Origin of the sequence: Xanthomonas massiliensis, assembly GCF_900018785.1 — a bacterium.
Taxonomy (GTDB): domain Bacteria; phylum Pseudomonadota; class Gammaproteobacteria; order Xanthomonadales; family Xanthomonadaceae; genus Xanthomonas_B; species Xanthomonas_B massiliensis.
The window spans coordinates 553,906-569,449 of sequence record NZ_FCOY01000006.1 but is presented as its reverse complement, the minus strand read 5'-3'; the positions used below and the strand labels follow the sequence as shown (position 1 = coordinate 569,449).

Here is a 15,544-nt window from a genome sequence, read left to right as displayed (position 1 = left end):
ACGACGCCGGGAATCCTCACCCCATCCGCTCGCCCTTGCGTCCGGCCCGGTACAGCAGCCAGCCGACCACCGCCAGCACCAGCAGGCCCACCCACTGGTTGAGCTGCAGCACCTGCGGCAGCGCCAGCACGTCGGCACGGCCGGACACCACGATCGGGATCGCGATGGCGATGCCCATCAGCGCTTCGCCGGTGATCAGCCCGGCCGAGAACAGCACGCCCGGGCGATGCACCCGGTCGCGCCCCTCCTCGTCGTCCGGGCGGAGCCTGTGGAAGCGCTCGACGAAATGGGCGATCAGCCCGCCGATGAAGATCGGCACCATCAGCTCCAGCGGCAGGTAGATGCCGATCGCCGCGGCCAGCACCGGCACCCGGAAGCGCGCGCCGCGCTGCTTGAGCTGCTCGTCCAGGGCGATGATGGCCGCGCCGATCACCGCGCCGATGGCGATCATCGTCCACGGCAGCTGGCCGCCGAACAGGCCGCGCGCGACCGAGGCCATCAGCGTGGCCTGCGGCGCCCCCAGCGACTGCGGGTGCTCCGGCGTGGCCGGGCCGATGCCGTAGGCCTGCGACAGCAGGTTCAGCACCGGCGCCATGATCAGCGCGCAGGAGAACGCGCCGATGCCCAGCATCAGCTGCTGCTTCCACGGCGTGGCGCCCACCAGGTAGCCGGCCTTGAGGTCCTGCAGGTTGTCCCCGCCCACCGAGGCCGCGCAGCACACCACCGCGCCGATCATGATCGCGGCCACCGCCCCGAGCGGCGCGCCGCCGGCACCGACCGGCACCACGCCCTGCTTGCCCAGCAACAGCAGCAGTACCGCCGAGGCGAACAGGATGGTGGAGATGGTGATGCCCGATACCGGGTTGTTGGACGAACCGATCAGCCCGGCCAGGTAGCCGGACACCGACACGAACAGGAAGCCGGCCACGATCATGATGACCGTCATCGGGATGGACACGTGCCACAGCCCGACGATCTCCTGGTACAGGCCCAGCAGCGGCAGGGTGAACAGCACCAGCGCGATGATCATCCACTTCATCGGCAGGTCGCGCTCGGTCTCGGCCAGCGCTTCGCCGCCGCTGTTCTTGCGCGCGGCCGCCAGGCCGGACCTGATGCCGCCCAGCAGCGACTTGCGCAGCGAGAACAGCGTCCACACGCCGCCCACCAGCATCGTGCCCACGCCCAGGTAGCGGACCTTCGCGCTCCAGACGGCGAAGGCCGCGTCGGCCGCCGAGGCCCCGGCTAGCTGCCCGGCCAGGGCCGGGTCGGTACCGGCGAAGAACGCCTGGTACAGCGGGATGGCGATGTGCCAGGACAGGATCGAGCCGGACACCACCACGATGCCCACGTTGAGCCCGACGATGTAGCCCACGCCCAGCAGCGCCGGCGACAGGTTGGTGCCGAGGTAGGCGGTGACCCGGGAGCTGCCGACGTAGGCCGCCTGCGCCCAGGTGTCCGGGATCACCCGCAGGCCGCTGGCCGCGGCCAGCTTGACCAGCGCGCCGATGCTGCCGGCGACGGCGAGGATCTTCAGCCCCGGGCCCGGGTTTTCGCCGGCCTTGAGCACCTCGGCCGCGGCCTTGCCCTCGGGGAACGGCAGCGGCTCCTCGACGATCATCGAGCGCCGCAGCGGCACCGAGAACAGCACGCCCAGCAGGCCGCCCAGGCCGGCGATGCCCAGCACCCACCAGTACTTGAAGTCCGGCCAGTAGCCCATGATCACCAGCGCCGGGATGGTGAAGATCACCCCGGCGGCGATCGACGAGCCGGCCGAGGCACCGGTCTGGACGATGTTGTTCTCCAGGATCGTGCCGCCGCCGAGCAGGCGCAGCACGCCCATCGAGACCACCGCCGCGGGGATCGCGGTGGCGATGGTCAGGCCGGCGAACAGGCCCAGGTAGGCGTTGGCCGCGGACAGGATCACCGCGAGCACGACGGACAGGATCACGGCGCGCAGCGTGAGCTGGCGCGGGGCAGGTTGGTTCATGGGAGTCCTGCAGGCAAAAATTCGTTCACACGCTATCGCCCGGAATCATGCAAGTCCAGCGACGTGGGCTGGCACGGCTCCCAGTTCCCGTTGCGGCAAGCCACATTCCAAGGTAGCCGCGCGACGTAGCCGTTGAACAGACGAACCACACGACTGAACAAGTGCTTCTGAGGTCACTGATTCAGAGCTTGCGCGCCACAACAGCAACCCAGGGCAACTTAGACTTATTTCTGCATTACTATCATCTCGATGTAATCTTCAAGCTTGTCGTGCCAAAGCCGAACGCATCGCATCAAACATTAGGCTCAGAATCCCGGCCACACGTCACTTGATCAAGGGAATAAACTAAATACAAAGTTTCTAAACTCACCGTCGGCCCGATGTTATCGACAATTAAGCACCTGACAAACCTCGCAACACGCGCGCAATACCCCACACACGTAACAACAAATAAGTTATATTTTCAAAATCACGTAATCTCGGCCCAGTCAACATAATTCCTATACTTCCAGCCATAAGGAGGAAGCAAAAGAAACTATCCCGAGTTACCGAATCAATTCGCGGGCATCGACAGATAAACCGGATCTCCATATATAAGGATATTAGCATGAATTTGTTCTCAAGGGCATCGACTCTCGCCCTGCTCTTTTTATCAACCTTCGCAGCGCAGGCAAAGGACATGGTTGTCTTTTGCAATGACTGCTCTACATTATCTCAGTTCGAAGCCGCCGCCCGAGCAGAATCAGCTGCTTGGTACGGCGAACACACCATACTTGCCGTAAATCCAAATACAAAATATTCCATTCGAATATACCTCAATCACATTAGAGGAACGTCTGGTGGCGGCACAGGAGTTCCGGCCTCCATTTCCGGCGATTCACATCTCAATTCAGTGCCAGCCGGAAGCATAATATCGCTGTCAAACGACACAAAACAAGCCGCGACCACAAAACAGCCTATGACCACTACATCCGGAACAGGCGACCAATGGCAGTCAAGCTTCGAAAATATATCAACTGAAGAAGAAGCCGAAATAAATACCATAATCGAAGTCACCAAACAAGACTCCATAATAGTTCTATCACAAAATGCATATTTTGAATCATTCGCCTAAAGAAACGAACCCGCTGTATCTAACGACATATGGGCAGCTCTTACAGAAAAGTATGGGCCAACATGGGCAGGCAAAGGTCTTAGAGATGCATTTATAAAATTGCTGCAAAATAGAGCAAAAAAATATTTCGGCCGCGACAGCAGAGTATGTGCAATATTTAACAATGGAGACAGCGCGTGCTTTGAAATCAACTTCTCTGCGCCTAGCGGCGACACCTATATTGAGGGAACAGCCAGAACTGCAACCGGGGAGAACGTTTCCGGATATGGCGGCGGCGGAGATTCTCTCACCGTTATTAATGACCCGCCCAATGTAGCCTATGGCGCTCGGGGAAGTGACGGTGGACCAGGAGAAATCTGGCTATTCTGCGCCCGGCAAGGCCGCCAGATTGTAACATGCTGGATACAGAGGATGTAATACATGAAATACATAAAGCCAATCCTATTTTTAGGATATTCCATAATTCTTGTAGGAGCATCCTGGCTCGTTAGTGGCGCATACGAGGAAGCCAAACTTGAAGGAAAAAATGCGGCGATGCAGTGGCTTAACCTTTACATGATTACCAAACAAAAAGATGGCACACCCAGATCTCCAGAGGAAATAGGCGCCATTGTAAACGCTCAATTCTCAAATATGACACTTTCACTGAAGACATATTATGGACAAATCCCGGAAGACAGCACAAAGAAAAAAATAATAGATAATTCAAAATTAATATCGTCCAGAAGTGATGCCATCGAGGATAATGAGATGACTCATGACCATGTAAAGTCATCCATGGCGGTCATCAGATGCTTAGCCAATCTTAGATCTCCCCGAGATACACCAAACTGCAGATAGTGAATGAGAGAGGGAGAGGAGAGAGCCTCTCCCTTTCTCCTACTCACTTAATGCTGCCCCCTCAACTACTACCGCGATATAATTCAATATTCATTCACCTCCAGTCAACGATTTGTCTAATATGCGAAGCAATCCGCATGTTCGCCAACCCAGCGCCCCAGCTCGCAGATCTTCACCAGCTGGCACATCAGATCCATGAGCTTGCCGGTCATGTGGATTTGCTTGCCCGTGCCCCCAAGTCCGTATCAAGCCTAGCGATCAAGCACCCCATATACACGCACTCGACGGAACAGTTGCCGGCCTAGATAAATTAATCTTTGATCTCCAGTCAGTATCTTTACACCAAGCAAACTTGCTGCACAGCAAGTTATCAATGGCCAGCGACGACCGCCGCCAGGTAGCGCGGCTCGCGGTCTCAGATTCAACAGTTAAGGCGCCAAGCTAATGCCTTGCTGTGATCCATCACCACGTGATCCTTTGCTAGGCGCGGGTGTTGCCACAGGAGCCGCAGGACTCGCCCCCACCTGTTCGCCGCCACTTGCAAGCCGGATACTCGCGCTTTTGCCAGACCGCCTCCATGTCCGCCATTGCTCCGGTCGCTCCGCACGACGATTTCCTCGGCCACCCCAAGGGCGTCTACGTCTGCTTCTTCACCGAGATGTGGGAGCGCTTCTCCTTCTACGGCATGAAGGCGTTGCTGCTGCTCTACCTCACCAAGTACCACCTGTTCGGCGACGACGCCGGCTACGACCTGCTGGGCGCCTACGGCGGGCTGGTGTACTGCATCCCGGTGTTCGGCGGCCTGCTCGCCGACCGCTGGCTGGGCATGCGCAAGGCGGTGGTGTTCGGCGGCGTGCTGCTGGTGCTGGGCCATCTTGGCATGGCCTTCGAGGGCCATGCCGCGCGCCATGTCGATGGACGGGTGGTACGCGACACGACCGCCCTGGCCTGCACCTATGTCTCGCTGGCGCTGATCATCGTCGGCGTCGGCTTCCTCAAGCCCAACATCTCCACCATCGTCGGCAAGCTGTATGCGCAGGACGACCCGCGCCGCGACTCCGGCTTCTCGCTGTTCTACGCCGGCATCAACCTGGGCTCGCTGTTCGCTTCGGTCGTGTGCGGCTTCATCGGCGAGGCCTACGGCTGGAAGTACGGTTTCGGCGCGGCCGGTATCGGCATGCTGCTGGGATTGGCGATGTTCCTGTGGGGGCAGAAATACCTCCATGGCCACGCCGAGCCGCCGCATCCGCCGGCATTGCGCGTGCGCGTGGCCGGGGTGCCGCGCGAATGGCTGATCTACGCGGTGGCCATGGCCGGCGTGCTGCCGGTGGCCTGGCTGATGTGGGCCGCCGCCAACGGCGCCTTCGCCCTGGGCGGGGAGATCTCGCTGGCCCTGCTGTTGATGCTGCTCGTGCTCGGCGGCGTGCTGGCGTGGTTCGCCTGGTTCACCGGCACCCGGTGCACGCCGGAGCAGCGCCGGCAGATGATCGCGCTGATGGTGCTGATCTTCATGGCGCTGGCCTTCTTCACCCTGTACGAGCAGACCTACGGCTCCTGGGTGACCTTCACCGACCGCCTGCTGACCAAGGACATCGTGCCGGCCCTGGTGATCCGCGAGGGCACGCCGCTGCCCTGGTCGATCCTTTCGCTGCTGCTGGCGCCGGCCGGCTTCGTGGTCGCCGCGCAGTTGTCGGACCGGCGCCCCGGCTCGAGCGCGCCGCGCCACGTGTTCCTCGGGGTGAGCGCGCTGATGCTGGTGTTCCTGCTGCGCGACTGCCTGGTGCTGCCGCAGACCGCCGGCTCGCTGACCTACCTCGGCGCCCTGTTCCTGGTGCTGCTGGCGCCGCTGTTCTCCGCCCTGTGGGGCTGGCTGGACCGGCGCGGGCTCGACCCCTCCAAGCCGGCCAAGTCGGCGCTGGGCCTGGCCCTGGCCGGCGTGTCGTTCGTGCCGCTGGCGCTGGCCGCGCAGCAGGCCGGCGCCAGCGGCATGGCCAGCGTGTGGTGGCTGGTGCTGGCCTACCTGGTGCTGGAACTGGGCGAGATGTGCCTGTCGCCGGTCGGCCTGTCGGCGGTCACCCAGCTGGCGGTGCCGCGCGTGGTCAGCCTGATGATGGGCACCTGGTTCCTCGCCACCGCCTTCTCCGAGGCCCTGGCCGCGCTGCTGGGCAAGCTGGCCGCGATCGAGGTCCCCGAGGGCCAGGCCCTGAACGTGGCCGAGGCCGCCGCCCGCTACGCCCACCTGTTCTGGCTGCTGACCTGGATCGGCCTGGGCTGCGGACTGGCCGCGTTCCTGGCCACCCCGTTGTTGCGCAGGATGATGGCGCCGGCGCGTTGAATCCCTACGACGGCGTGGCCCAATGCCGGGAGCGCGCGCCATGGCTGAATGCCGGCCCGCCCATCCAGGCCCGGCAGGAACGCGGCGACGCCGCGCCCGGGTCGGGCAGGCTAACGTAGCCGCGTCCCCACCCGCCTGCTCCCGATGCGCGCGTTCTGGATCCTGCTGTCCGAGCTGGGCAACAGCACGTGGCTGTTGCCTTCCGCCACGTTGATCGCCCTGTCGGGCGGTGTCGGCGGCTGGCTGCCGTGGCCCGCCGTGCGGCGCTGGCTGGGGGCGACTGCGCTGGTCGCGTTGGTGGTGCTGGCTTCCAAGATCGCGTTCCTGGGCTGGGGCATCGGCTCGGCCGCCCTGGATTTCACCGGTTTCAGCGGCCACGCGGCCATGGCTGCCGCGATCTATCCACCGCTGCTGGCATGGCTGGGACAGGCCCTGCTGCCGGGCCGCCGGCCCTGGCCCGGCGCGGTGCTCGGCGCGCTGCTGGCGGCCCTGGTCGCCGCCTCGCGCGTGCCCCTGCATGCCCACTCCGTGTCCGAGGTCGTGTCCGGCGCCCTGCTGGGCGCTGCCGCATCCGCCTTCGCGCTGCGCCGGCCGCTGCCCGCCCTGCAGCGGCGCGGCGTCGGCTACCTGGTTCTCGCCGGCGTGCTGGCCGCGGTGCTGCTGCGCCAGGCCCCGCTGCCCAGCAGCCACCACCTGGTCGTCAGGATCGCCCAGTGGATCTCCGGGCACGAACAGGTCCACCAGCGCGCATCGCTGGGTTCCTGACGAACACCGCATCCGCCCACGCCCCCATGGCTATGCCGCTGCCTCAACCGGCCGCGGCCACCCGGGCGACCAGCGCCGGCGCATGCGTGGCGTGCGCCCGGCCGAAGCCCTGGTCGCCGTGCCAGCGCCAGGCGCTCTCGATGATCGTGTCCAGGTCCGTCCACAGCGGGCTCCAGCCCAGTCCCCGGCGCGCGCGCCGGCTGGAGGCCACCAGGCTGTCCGGATCGCCCGGCCGCCGCGGTGCGACTTCGTAGTCGACCCGCTGGCCGGTCACCCGCTCGACCGCCGCGATCACCTGGGCCACCGAGAAGCCCTGGCCGTTGCCCAGGTTGAAGGCATGCGCGCCCGGACGCGTCTCCAGGTGCGAGAGCGCCAGCAGATGGGCCTGGGCCAGGTCCTCCACGTGCACGTAGTCGCGCACGCAGGTGCCGTCGGGCGTGGCGTAGTCGTCGCCGAACACCTTGAGCGGCGCGCCCGTGCCCAGCACCGACTTGAGCACGTTGGGAATCAGGTGGGTCTCGCACAGGTGGGCCTCGCCCAGGCACCCGTCCGGCGTGGCGCCGGCCGCATTGAAGTAGCGCAGCGTCACCGAGCGCAACCCGTAGGCCTGCGCCGCATCGGCCAGGATGCGTTCGACCATCAGCTTGCTGGCGCCGTAGGGGTTGATCGGCGCCTTGGGATGGTCCTCGTCGATCAGCGGCGCCTGCGGATGGCCGAATACCGCCGCGGTGGAGGAGAACACCAGCCGCTCCACCCGGTGCCGCCGCATGGCCTCCAGCAGGTTCAGCGTGCCGGTCACGTTGTTGGCGTAGTAGGCGTACGGGTCGGCCACCGATTCACCGACCAGCGAGCGCGCGCAGAAATGCATCACCGCATCGAACCGCCGCGCGGCGAACACGGCCTCCAGCGACTCCGGCTGCAGCAGGTCCGCCTCCACCAGTTCGCCCCATTGCACCGCCTCGCGGTGGCCGGTGGACAGGTTGTCCAGCACCGTCACCGCGTGCCTGCGCTCGCTCAGCCAGCGCACCATGTGGCTGCCGATGTAGCCGGCGCCGCCGCATACGAGAATTTCCATCGTCGCGTTCTTCCTTCGGGCTTGAAAGGAAGAACGCGATCGAGGTCGCGAACAGGCAACGGTTGCCGCACCCGCCGAGTCAGCCCAGGTGGGACTGCCAGCTTTCGACACATTCGGCGATCGACCGGTGCACCCGCTCGAAGTCGTCCATTTCCCCGCGGTAGGGGTCCGGGATCTCCCGGGAGGCCAGCCACCGGCCGAGCAGGCACGCCCGGCCGGTGGCCTCGGGCGCCATGCGAGTGACGCCGAGCAGGTGGGCCTGCTCCATGGCAAGGACCAGGTCCGCTTCGTGCAGCATGGCCCGCGCCAGCTGGCGGGCGCGGTGGCCATCGTCGTGCAGCCCATGGCGCCGCAACACACGCAAGGCACGCGGGTCGATGGGCTCCCCGACCAACGCGGCGAGCCCCGCCGACCGGACATCCACGCCCGCGGCCGCGTGGCGCCGCCACAGGATCGCCGCCACGGGGCTCCGGCATACGTTGCCGGTGCAGACCAGCAGGATGCGGCGGAACATGCGGCGTGCCCGTCCGCGCGCGGCTCAGAACGGAATATCGTCGTCGGCGAAATCGTCGGCCGGCGGGCTCGCCGGCTGCGGGGCCGGGGCGGACGGGCGGCGCGCGCCGTAGTCCTGGCCGCCGCCGCCCTGCTGGCGTGGCGGAGCCGAGCGCTGCGGGCGCTCGCCACCGCCATAGCCGCCGCCACCCGCACCACCACCGCCCTCGCCGCGGCCGCCGAGCATCTGCATCTCGTTGGCGACGATGTCGGTGCTGAACTTCTCCACCCCGTCCTGGCCGGTGTACTTGTCGTAGCGCAGCTCGCCCTCGACGTAGACCTGGGATCCCTTACGCAGGTACTCGCCGGCGATCTCGCCGAGCTTGCCGAAGAACACCACCCGGTGCCATTCGGTGCGCTCCTGCTGGTTGCCCTCGCGGTCCTTGCGCACCGAGGTGGTGGCCAGGCTGATGCGGGTCACCGCCATGCCGCTCTGGGTGTACTTGGTGTCCGGGTCGTTGCCCAGGTTGCCTACCAGGATGACTTTGTTGACGCCGCGTGCCATGGGTTCCTCCGAAGGGCAAGCCCGCGGGAGCGCGGACCGAAACACATCGGATTATAACGGCGCCCCGGCCGCCATCGGCAGCCCGCCTGCACGCGGGTAGGACTAATCCAGCGAGGGCCACCTATAATCGCGGCACGTTCCTGGCTGATTCCGCATGACCCTCGCCGAAGACTTCCGCCCCGCCTTGGGCCTGCCGCAGATCCAGGCGCTCGCCGCCCCCGACATGGCCGCCGTGGATGCGCTGATCCGCCGGCGCCTGGCCTCGGACGTGGTGCTGATCAACCAGATCGCCGACCACATCGTCTCCGCCGGCGGCAAGCGCCTGCGGCCGATGCTGACCGTGCTGGCCGGCCGTGCCTGCGGCGCCGGCGGCCCGGCCCACCACCAGCTGGCGGCGATCGTCGAGTTCATCCATACCTCCACCCTGATCCACGACGACGTGGTCGACGAATCCGATCTGCGCCGCGGCCGCAGCACCGCCAACGCGCTGTGGGGCAACGCCGCCAGCGTGCTGGTCGGCGACTTCCTGTATTCGCGCAGCTTCCAGCTGATGGTCGAGCTGGACAGCATGGCGGTGATGCGCATCCTCGCCGACACCACCAACCGCATTGCCGAGGGCGAGGTGCTGCAGCTGCTGCACGTGCGCAACCCGGACACCGACGAGGCCGCCTACCTGCGCGTGATCGAGCGCAAGACCGCGGTGCTGTTCGCCGCCGCCACGCGCCTGGGCGCGCTGCTGGGCGGCAGCGACGCGGCCACGGCGCAGGCCCTGCACGACTACGGCCTGAACCTGGGCTACGCCTTCCAGATCGCCGACGACGTGCTCGACTACACCGCCGATGCCGCCGAGCTGGGCAAGAACCTCGGCGACGACCTGGCCGAAGGCAAGGCCACGCTGCCGCTGATCCACGCCGTGGCCCACTCCGCGCCCGATGTCCGCGAGCGGCTGAAGGCCGCGATCGTCGCCGGCGACACCGGCGCGATGCCCGAGGTCGTGGCCGCGATCCGCGCGACCGGCGGGCTGGACTACAGCCACAATCGCGCGGTCGAGTTCGCCGATGCCGCGATCGGCGCGCTGGACGGGCTGGCCGAGGACGAATACGTCGATGCCCTGCGCGGCCTCGCCCGCTATGCGGTGGAACGCAACCACTAGGGTTCCGGGCTGCAAGCACGCCGGATTCATGATCGAGCGCATCCCGGCGATGCACGCCGGCGAGATGACTACTGGACCGCCCCTGCGTCCCTTGGAGCGGGCACCCCGCTCTCCCGACCGTTCACCCCGCCTCCTGCCGTCCATCGCCCTGACCCGTCTGGCGGCAGAGAGGCCCCCGGCGCCGGCATGCCATGCCGACATGGCGAATCGACCCCGCACCGCCCAATACCGGCGGTCCCGTCCCGGCCCACCAGGCGAATCGTTCGATCCAAGTACGGCGCATGGGCCGACGTCCGCAGCCCGCAGGCCCCGGTCGGTGCGGTGGCCTCGCACCGGCGCTTGCCGACCGGCGCCCCGCCGGCATCGCAGGCCGGCTCCCGCGAAGCCCCCGGCCCGGCGGCTACTTGTCGCAGCCCACCAGGCGGATCGTCTGGCCCGGGTGCAGTGCATAGGCCGGCGCCCGCAGGCCGTTGGCCTTGGCCAGCGCCTTGGTCTCGCACTGGTACTTGCCGGCGATGCGTCCCAGGGTGTCGCCCTTGGCCACCTTATAGCTGCGCGCCTGCGCGGCCTTGGGCTTGGCAGAGACCGGCTTGCCGGTGGCCACGGTGGTGGGCACGCCGACCGGGGCGGCATCGCCCACCGAGACGCTGCCGCTGTAGTCCGGCGCCGGCGCGCGCACGATGGCGGCGTTGATGTCGGCGGTCACCAGGGTCCGCGCCATGTCCGCGCGCGGCCCCTTGACGCAATAGCGGTTGTACAGCCCGACGATGCGGGTGGTGGCGTTGATCACCGTGCCGGCCGGGATCCAGCCGTCGGCGTCGTAGCGCGGGTTGAGGTTGCGCAATGCGCGCATGTAGCCGTCGCGCGTGCCGGCGTTGCCCAGGCAGATGGTCAGCTCGTAGATCGTGGTCGAGCGCGCCAGCCTCAGGGTCGCCGGCTGCGCACTGATCCGCGGGAACTCCACGCCGTACTCGTGCGGGTGCAGGAAGATCCACGCCGCGGCGATCACCATCGGCACGTAGTCCTTGGTCTCGCCCGGGAACTGGTTGTAGACCGACTCGTCCCAGAAGCTGCGCCCGCCGTTCTGGTTGTACACGCGCGCCGCCCGTCCCTCGCCGCCGTTGTAGGCGGCCAGGGCCAGCTCGATGCTGTTGTTGAGCTGGCCCATGCGCTCGTTGAGGTACATGGCGCTGGCCTCGGCGGCGCTGCGCGGGTCGAGGCGGGTGTCGAAGCCGCTTTCGTCCTGGCCGAGCCCGAAGCGGCGGCCGGTGGCCGGCATGAACTGCATCAGCCCGGCCGCACCGACCCGCGAGCTGACATGCGCCTTGCCGTTGGATTCCTTGGCCATGATGCCGAACAGCAGCGCCTCGGGCAGCCCGCGCTTCTGCCACTCCGGCCACATCACCGCGCGCAGGTTCTCGTAGTTCTCGTAGCTGGTCAGCAGCGCCGGGCGCATGTCGGTGAGCCAGCGGCGGATGCCGGCCTGGATCGCCGGGTTGTACTGCACCATGCCGTCGAAGGCGTGGCGGTTGTCGTTGAGCAGGCCGGCCGCGCGCGCCGCCTCGGGCACGTCGGCGACCAGCGGGTTGGCATGGTCGTCGTCGGCTTCCAGCAGGCCGTCGCCGTCCTCGTCCTCGCCGGTACCCGCGGCCGCGTCGGCCTGGGCCTTGAGCAGGCGCTTGTAGCCGGCCAGCATCGTGCCGACCTCGCAACCGCGCTGCTTGATGCAGGCGTCGACCACGTCCTCCATGTCTTCCAGCGCCGCGTCCGCCTCCGGCTGGCCCTTCGGGTCGGCGTTGGCGATCAGGGTCAGCCCGCTGGAATAGCGCTTCTCCGCCGCATCCATGCGCTGCTGGAGCGCGGCGATGGCCGCCTGGTCGCGGGCCGAGACGCGTGCCGCATGGGCCGGAGGGACGATCGACAACAGCGCCGGGATGGCCAGCAACGGCCAGGCGCGCAACACGCGAACCGGAAGCGACATCGGAACACACGGCGGCAAGGAAGCCAGCAGGGTAGCGGCCGCCCGCCCCCGGCGGCAAGGCATCGCCCGGGGACGGACAGCCCTCGTTAGAATTGCCCGACTCCTCCCTGCGGAAGCCCCGATGGACCCGATCCTGCTCGGCAAAGGCATCACCGACGACATCCCCGTATTCCTGCAGCCGGGCTACGGCAACCGCCACGGCCTGGTGGCCGGCGCCACCGGCACCGGCAAGACGGTGACCCTGATGACGCTGGCCGAAGGCTTCTCGCGCATCGGCGTGCCGGTGTTCATGGCCGACGTCAAGGGCGACGTGGCCGGCCTGGCGGTGCCCGGCACGGCCAGCGACAAGCTGCTGGCGCGGGTGAAGGAGATCGGGGCCGAGGACTGGGCGCCGGCGGCCGATCCGGTGGTGTTCTGGGACCTGTACGGCCAGCTCGGCCATCCGGTGCGCACCACGGTCAGCGAGATGGGCCCGACGCTGCTGGCGCGCATCCTCGAGCTCAACGACACCCAGGCCGGCGTGCTGGACATCGTGTTCAAGGTCGCCGACGACCGCGGCCTGCTGCTGCTGGACCTGGACGACCTGCGCGCCCTGCTCGCCCTGGTGGTGGACAACCGCCAGGAGATCTCCACCGGCTACGGGCTGGTGTCCAGCCAGTCGGTGGCCGCGATCCAGCGCGCCCTGCTGCGCCTGTCGCAGGACGGCGGCGAGGGCTTCTTCGGCGAGCCGGCGCTGGAACTGGCCGACATCATGCGCACCACGCCGGATGGACGCGGGGTCATCGGCATCCTCGCCGCCGCGCAGCTGGTGCTCAAGCCGCGCCTGTACTCCACCTTCCTGCTGTGGCTGCTGTCGGAGCTGTTCGAGCGCCTGCCGGAAGTGGGCGACCTGGACAAGCCCAAGCTGGTGTTCGTGTTCGACGAGGCCCACCTGCTGTTCGACGACGCCCCGCCGGCGCTGGTGCAGCGCATCGAGCAGGTGGTGCGGCTGATCCGCTCCAAGGGCGTGGGCGTGTACTTCTGCTCGCAGTTCCCGGACGACGTGCCGTCCAACATCCTCGGCCAGCTCGGCAACCGCGTGCAGCATGCGTTGCGCGCGTTCACCCCGCGCGACCAGAAGGCGGTGAAGACGGCCGCGGAGACCTTCGTGCCCAATCCGAAGATCGACGTGGCCAAGGCGATCGCCAGCCTCGGCACCGGCGAGGCGCTGGTCTCCACCCTGCAGGACAAGGGCGTGCCGATGCCGGTGGAACAGACCCTGATCCTGGCCCCGCGCTGCCGCATGGGCGCCATCAGCGACGCCGAGCGCGCCCAGGTGCGCGCGGCGAGCCCGATCGGCGGCAAGTACGATACCCCGGTCAACCGCGAGTCGGCGGCGGAAAAGCTGGCCGCGCGCGCCGGCGAGCAGGCGCAGCAGGCCAAGTCGGGCCCGGCGGCGCAAGACGGGGCCGGCAGCGGCTTCGGCCAGGCGGTCAAGGACGTGCTGCTGGGCACGCAGCGGCGCCAGGGCCTGCTGGAAACGATGGCCAAGCAGACCACCCGCACCGTGAGCAGCCAGATCGGCCGGCAGATCGTGCGCGGGCTGCTCGGCGGGCTGTTCGGCGGCAGCAAGCGCTGACCGTCCCGCGCGCCTCCCGGGCCGCGGCGATTGCGCCGATTGTGTCTTCGCCGACACAATCGGCCACATCGAGAGCCGGGGGACCCGCCATGGAAGACCGACTGCGGCCACGTCCGGCCGCGCGCCGGGCCGATGCACCGGCGCCGTTCTGGACGCGCATCCGCGCCAATGCGCTGTATCCGTTCCAGGGAGCGGCGCTGTGGTCGCTGATCGCGTTGAGCCTGTGCACGCTGCTGGGGATGCTGCCGGGCCTGGTCGGCCTGTGCCTCGGCCTGGTCACCGCCGTGGCCATCTACAAGTACGCCTTCGAGATCCTGCGCCACACCGCCAACGGCCTGCCCGGCGCGCCCGAACACGGCTTCGAGGTGGAGACCGGGACCATCGTTCGCCTGGTCGGGTTGATGCTGGTGCTCGGCCTGGTCGTCGGCTTGACCCTCGTGCTCACCCGCAGCGCCGCCCTCACCCTGCTCGTGCTGGCGGCCCTCGTGCTGCTGCAGCCCGGCGCGCTGATCTCGCTGGCGATGGACGGTTCGCTGCGGCGCGCCCTGAACCCGGCGGTTCCGCTCGGCCTGGCCACGCGCATCGGCTGGCCGTACCTGGCGGCCTTCGGCCTGCTGTTCGTCATCCAGGCGAGCGCGGCCAGTGCCGGCCACTGGTTGCGCGGCGTGCTGCCGCCGGTGATCGGCGACCTGCTGGTGGCGGCGGTGTCGATCTGGGGCCTGTTCGCCACCTTCCACCTGATGGGTTACCTCGTCTACCAGTATCACGAGGTCCTCGGCTTCGAGCCGGCCGGGCTGGACCGGACCGGCCGCCACGATCCGGACCAGCGCCTGCTGGACGAGGCCGGGGCGCAGGTGCGTGCGGGCCGCAACGACACCGCATTGGACATGCTGCGTGCGGAAGTGCGCTCGCGCGCGGTGTCGCTGCAGGTGCACGAGCTCTACCACCGCCTGCTGCGCCAGGGCCGGCACGCCGATGCGCTGCGCGACCATGCCCGCCAGTACCTCGCGCGCTTGCTGGCCGAGCGCCAGGAACGGCAGGCGCTGGCGCTGCTGCGCGCCATGCTCGACACCGATGCGGACTTCGTGCCGGCCCAGGAAACCCAGGCCCTGGCGCTGGTGGAGCGGGCCCGGCTCGGCGGCCAGTTCCAGCTGGCCACCGACCTGTTGCTGGCGATGGGCCGGGCCTGGCCGCGCTCGCCGTTGCTGGCCCAGTGGCGATTCGAGGCGGCGGTGCTGCTGGCCGAGCGCTTCGGCCGCGACGAGCAGGCCCGCGAGCTGCTGCAGCAGGCCCTGCTCGCCGCGCCGTCCGACGACCTGCAACGGCGCATCGCCGCCGCGCTCCAGGCATTGCCGCCGCCACGCGCGCCAGCGCCCGCGGCCTGAACCGGCTTCAGCCATTGTCGAGCAGGAAACGAGCCTTGGCCGCCTGCGGCTGCTCGGAGAAACACTGCGCCACCCGCCCCAGCAGCCTGGGCCACAGCCCGGCGCGATCGGCAGCCTGCGGCGAGCTGCTGCAGCAGGCCCTGCTCGCCGCGCCGTCCGACGACCTGCAACGGCGCATCGCCGCCGCGCTCCAGGCCTTGCCGCCGCCACACGCGCCGGCGCCTGCGGCCTGAA

13 protein-coding genes are annotated in these 15,544 nt (G+C 67.7%); 8 read left to right on the top strand and 5 right to left on the bottom strand.

Features of this window, described 5'->3' with window-relative positions; all coding sequences use genetic code 11:
* Nucleotides 1-16 precede the first annotated feature (16 nt).
* Nucleotides 17-1,987 (bottom strand): OPT family oligopeptide transporter, encoded by a 1,971-nt coding sequence (locus tag BN3794_RS05610; RefSeq protein ID WP_066094578.1) that lies wholly within the window; start codon nt 1,985-1,987, stop codon nt 17-19.
* A 607-nt stretch (nt 1,988-2,594) separates the two neighbouring features.
* On the opposite strand from BN3794_RS05610, the gene BN3794_RS16260 reads away from it, so the two are divergent.
* From BN3794_RS16260 to BN3794_RS05600, 4 genes are all read left to right on the top strand, one after another.
* Nucleotides 2,595-3,101, top strand: a complete 507-nt coding sequence (locus BN3794_RS16260; RefSeq protein ID WP_147675665.1) for a hypothetical protein — start codon at nt 2,595-2,597, stop codon at nt 3,099-3,101.
* 420 nt (nt 3,102-3,521) lie between these two features.
* Entirely contained in the window at nt 3,522-3,941 is a 420-nt protein-coding gene (locus BN3794_RS16255) for a hypothetical protein (protein WP_147675664.1), read from the top strand.
* A 577-nt stretch (nt 3,942-4,518) separates the two neighbouring features.
* Nucleotides 4,519-6,276, top strand: coding sequence for a peptide MFS transporter (locus tag BN3794_RS05605; protein WP_066094574.1), 1,758 nt, complete (start codon nt 4,519-4,521; stop codon nt 6,274-6,276).
* Between the two features lie 144 nt (nt 6,277-6,420).
* Entirely contained in the window at nt 6,421-7,041 is a 621-nt protein-coding gene (locus tag BN3794_RS05600) for a phosphatase PAP2 family protein (protein ID WP_066094571.1), read from the top strand.
* A 43-nt stretch (nt 7,042-7,084) separates the two neighbouring features.
* Here BN3794_RS05600 and galE read toward each other — a convergent pair whose 3' ends face one another.
* The 3 genes from galE to ssb form a co-directional block, all read right to left on the bottom strand.
* On the bottom strand, nt 7,085-8,116 hold the full coding sequence (gene galE, locus BN3794_RS05595; protein ID WP_066094569.1) for a UDP-glucose 4-epimerase GalE: 1,032 nt from the start codon (nt 8,114-8,116) through the stop codon (nt 7,085-7,087).
* Between the two features lie 79 nt (nt 8,117-8,195).
* Nucleotides 8,196-8,630 carry a low molecular weight protein-tyrosine-phosphatase gene (locus tag BN3794_RS05590; RefSeq protein WP_066094566.1) on the bottom strand — a complete coding sequence of 145 codons (435 nt, stop codon included), beginning with the start codon at nt 8,628-8,630 and terminating at the stop codon, nt 8,196-8,198.
* Nucleotides 8,631-8,654: 24 nt separating this feature from the next.
* On the bottom strand, nt 8,655-9,173 hold the full coding sequence (gene ssb / locus BN3794_RS05585; protein ID WP_066094563.1) for a single-stranded DNA-binding protein: 519 nt from the start codon (nt 9,171-9,173) through the stop codon (nt 8,655-8,657).
* 154 nt (nt 9,174-9,327) lie between these two features.
* Here ssb and BN3794_RS05580 point away from each other — a divergent pair, with 154 nt between their 5' ends.
* Nucleotides 9,328-10,326: a polyprenyl synthetase family protein gene (locus BN3794_RS05580; protein ID WP_066094560.1), complete on the top strand. Its 999-nt coding sequence runs from the start codon at nt 9,328-9,330 to the stop codon at nt 10,324-10,326.
* Nucleotides 10,327-10,726: 400 nt separating this feature from the next.
* On the opposite strand, the gene BN3794_RS05575 is transcribed toward BN3794_RS05580, so the two are convergent.
* On the bottom strand, nt 10,727-12,307 hold the full coding sequence (locus tag BN3794_RS05575) for a transglycosylase SLT domain-containing protein (protein ID WP_066094557.1): 1,581 nt from the start codon (nt 12,305-12,307) through the stop codon (nt 10,727-10,729).
* A gap of 121 nt (nt 12,308-12,428) precedes the next feature.
* Between BN3794_RS05575 and BN3794_RS05570 the strand changes: the two genes are divergently transcribed.
* From BN3794_RS05570 to BN3794_RS05560, 3 genes are all read left to right on the top strand, one after another.
* On the top strand, nt 12,429-13,925 hold the full coding sequence (locus BN3794_RS05570; protein ID WP_066094555.1) for a helicase HerA-like domain-containing protein: 1,497 nt from the start codon (nt 12,429-12,431) through the stop codon (nt 13,923-13,925).
* Between the two features lie 89 nt (nt 13,926-14,014).
* Nucleotides 14,015-15,310, top strand: coding sequence for a hypothetical protein (locus BN3794_RS05565; RefSeq protein WP_066094551.1), 1,296 nt, complete (start codon nt 14,015-14,017; stop codon nt 15,308-15,310).
* Between the two features lie 35 nt (nt 15,311-15,345).
* Nucleotides 15,346-15,543 (top strand): hypothetical protein, encoded by a 198-nt coding sequence (locus BN3794_RS05560; protein WP_066094549.1) that lies wholly within the window; start codon nt 15,346-15,348, stop codon nt 15,541-15,543.
* Nucleotide 15,544: the final 1 nt, after the last annotated feature.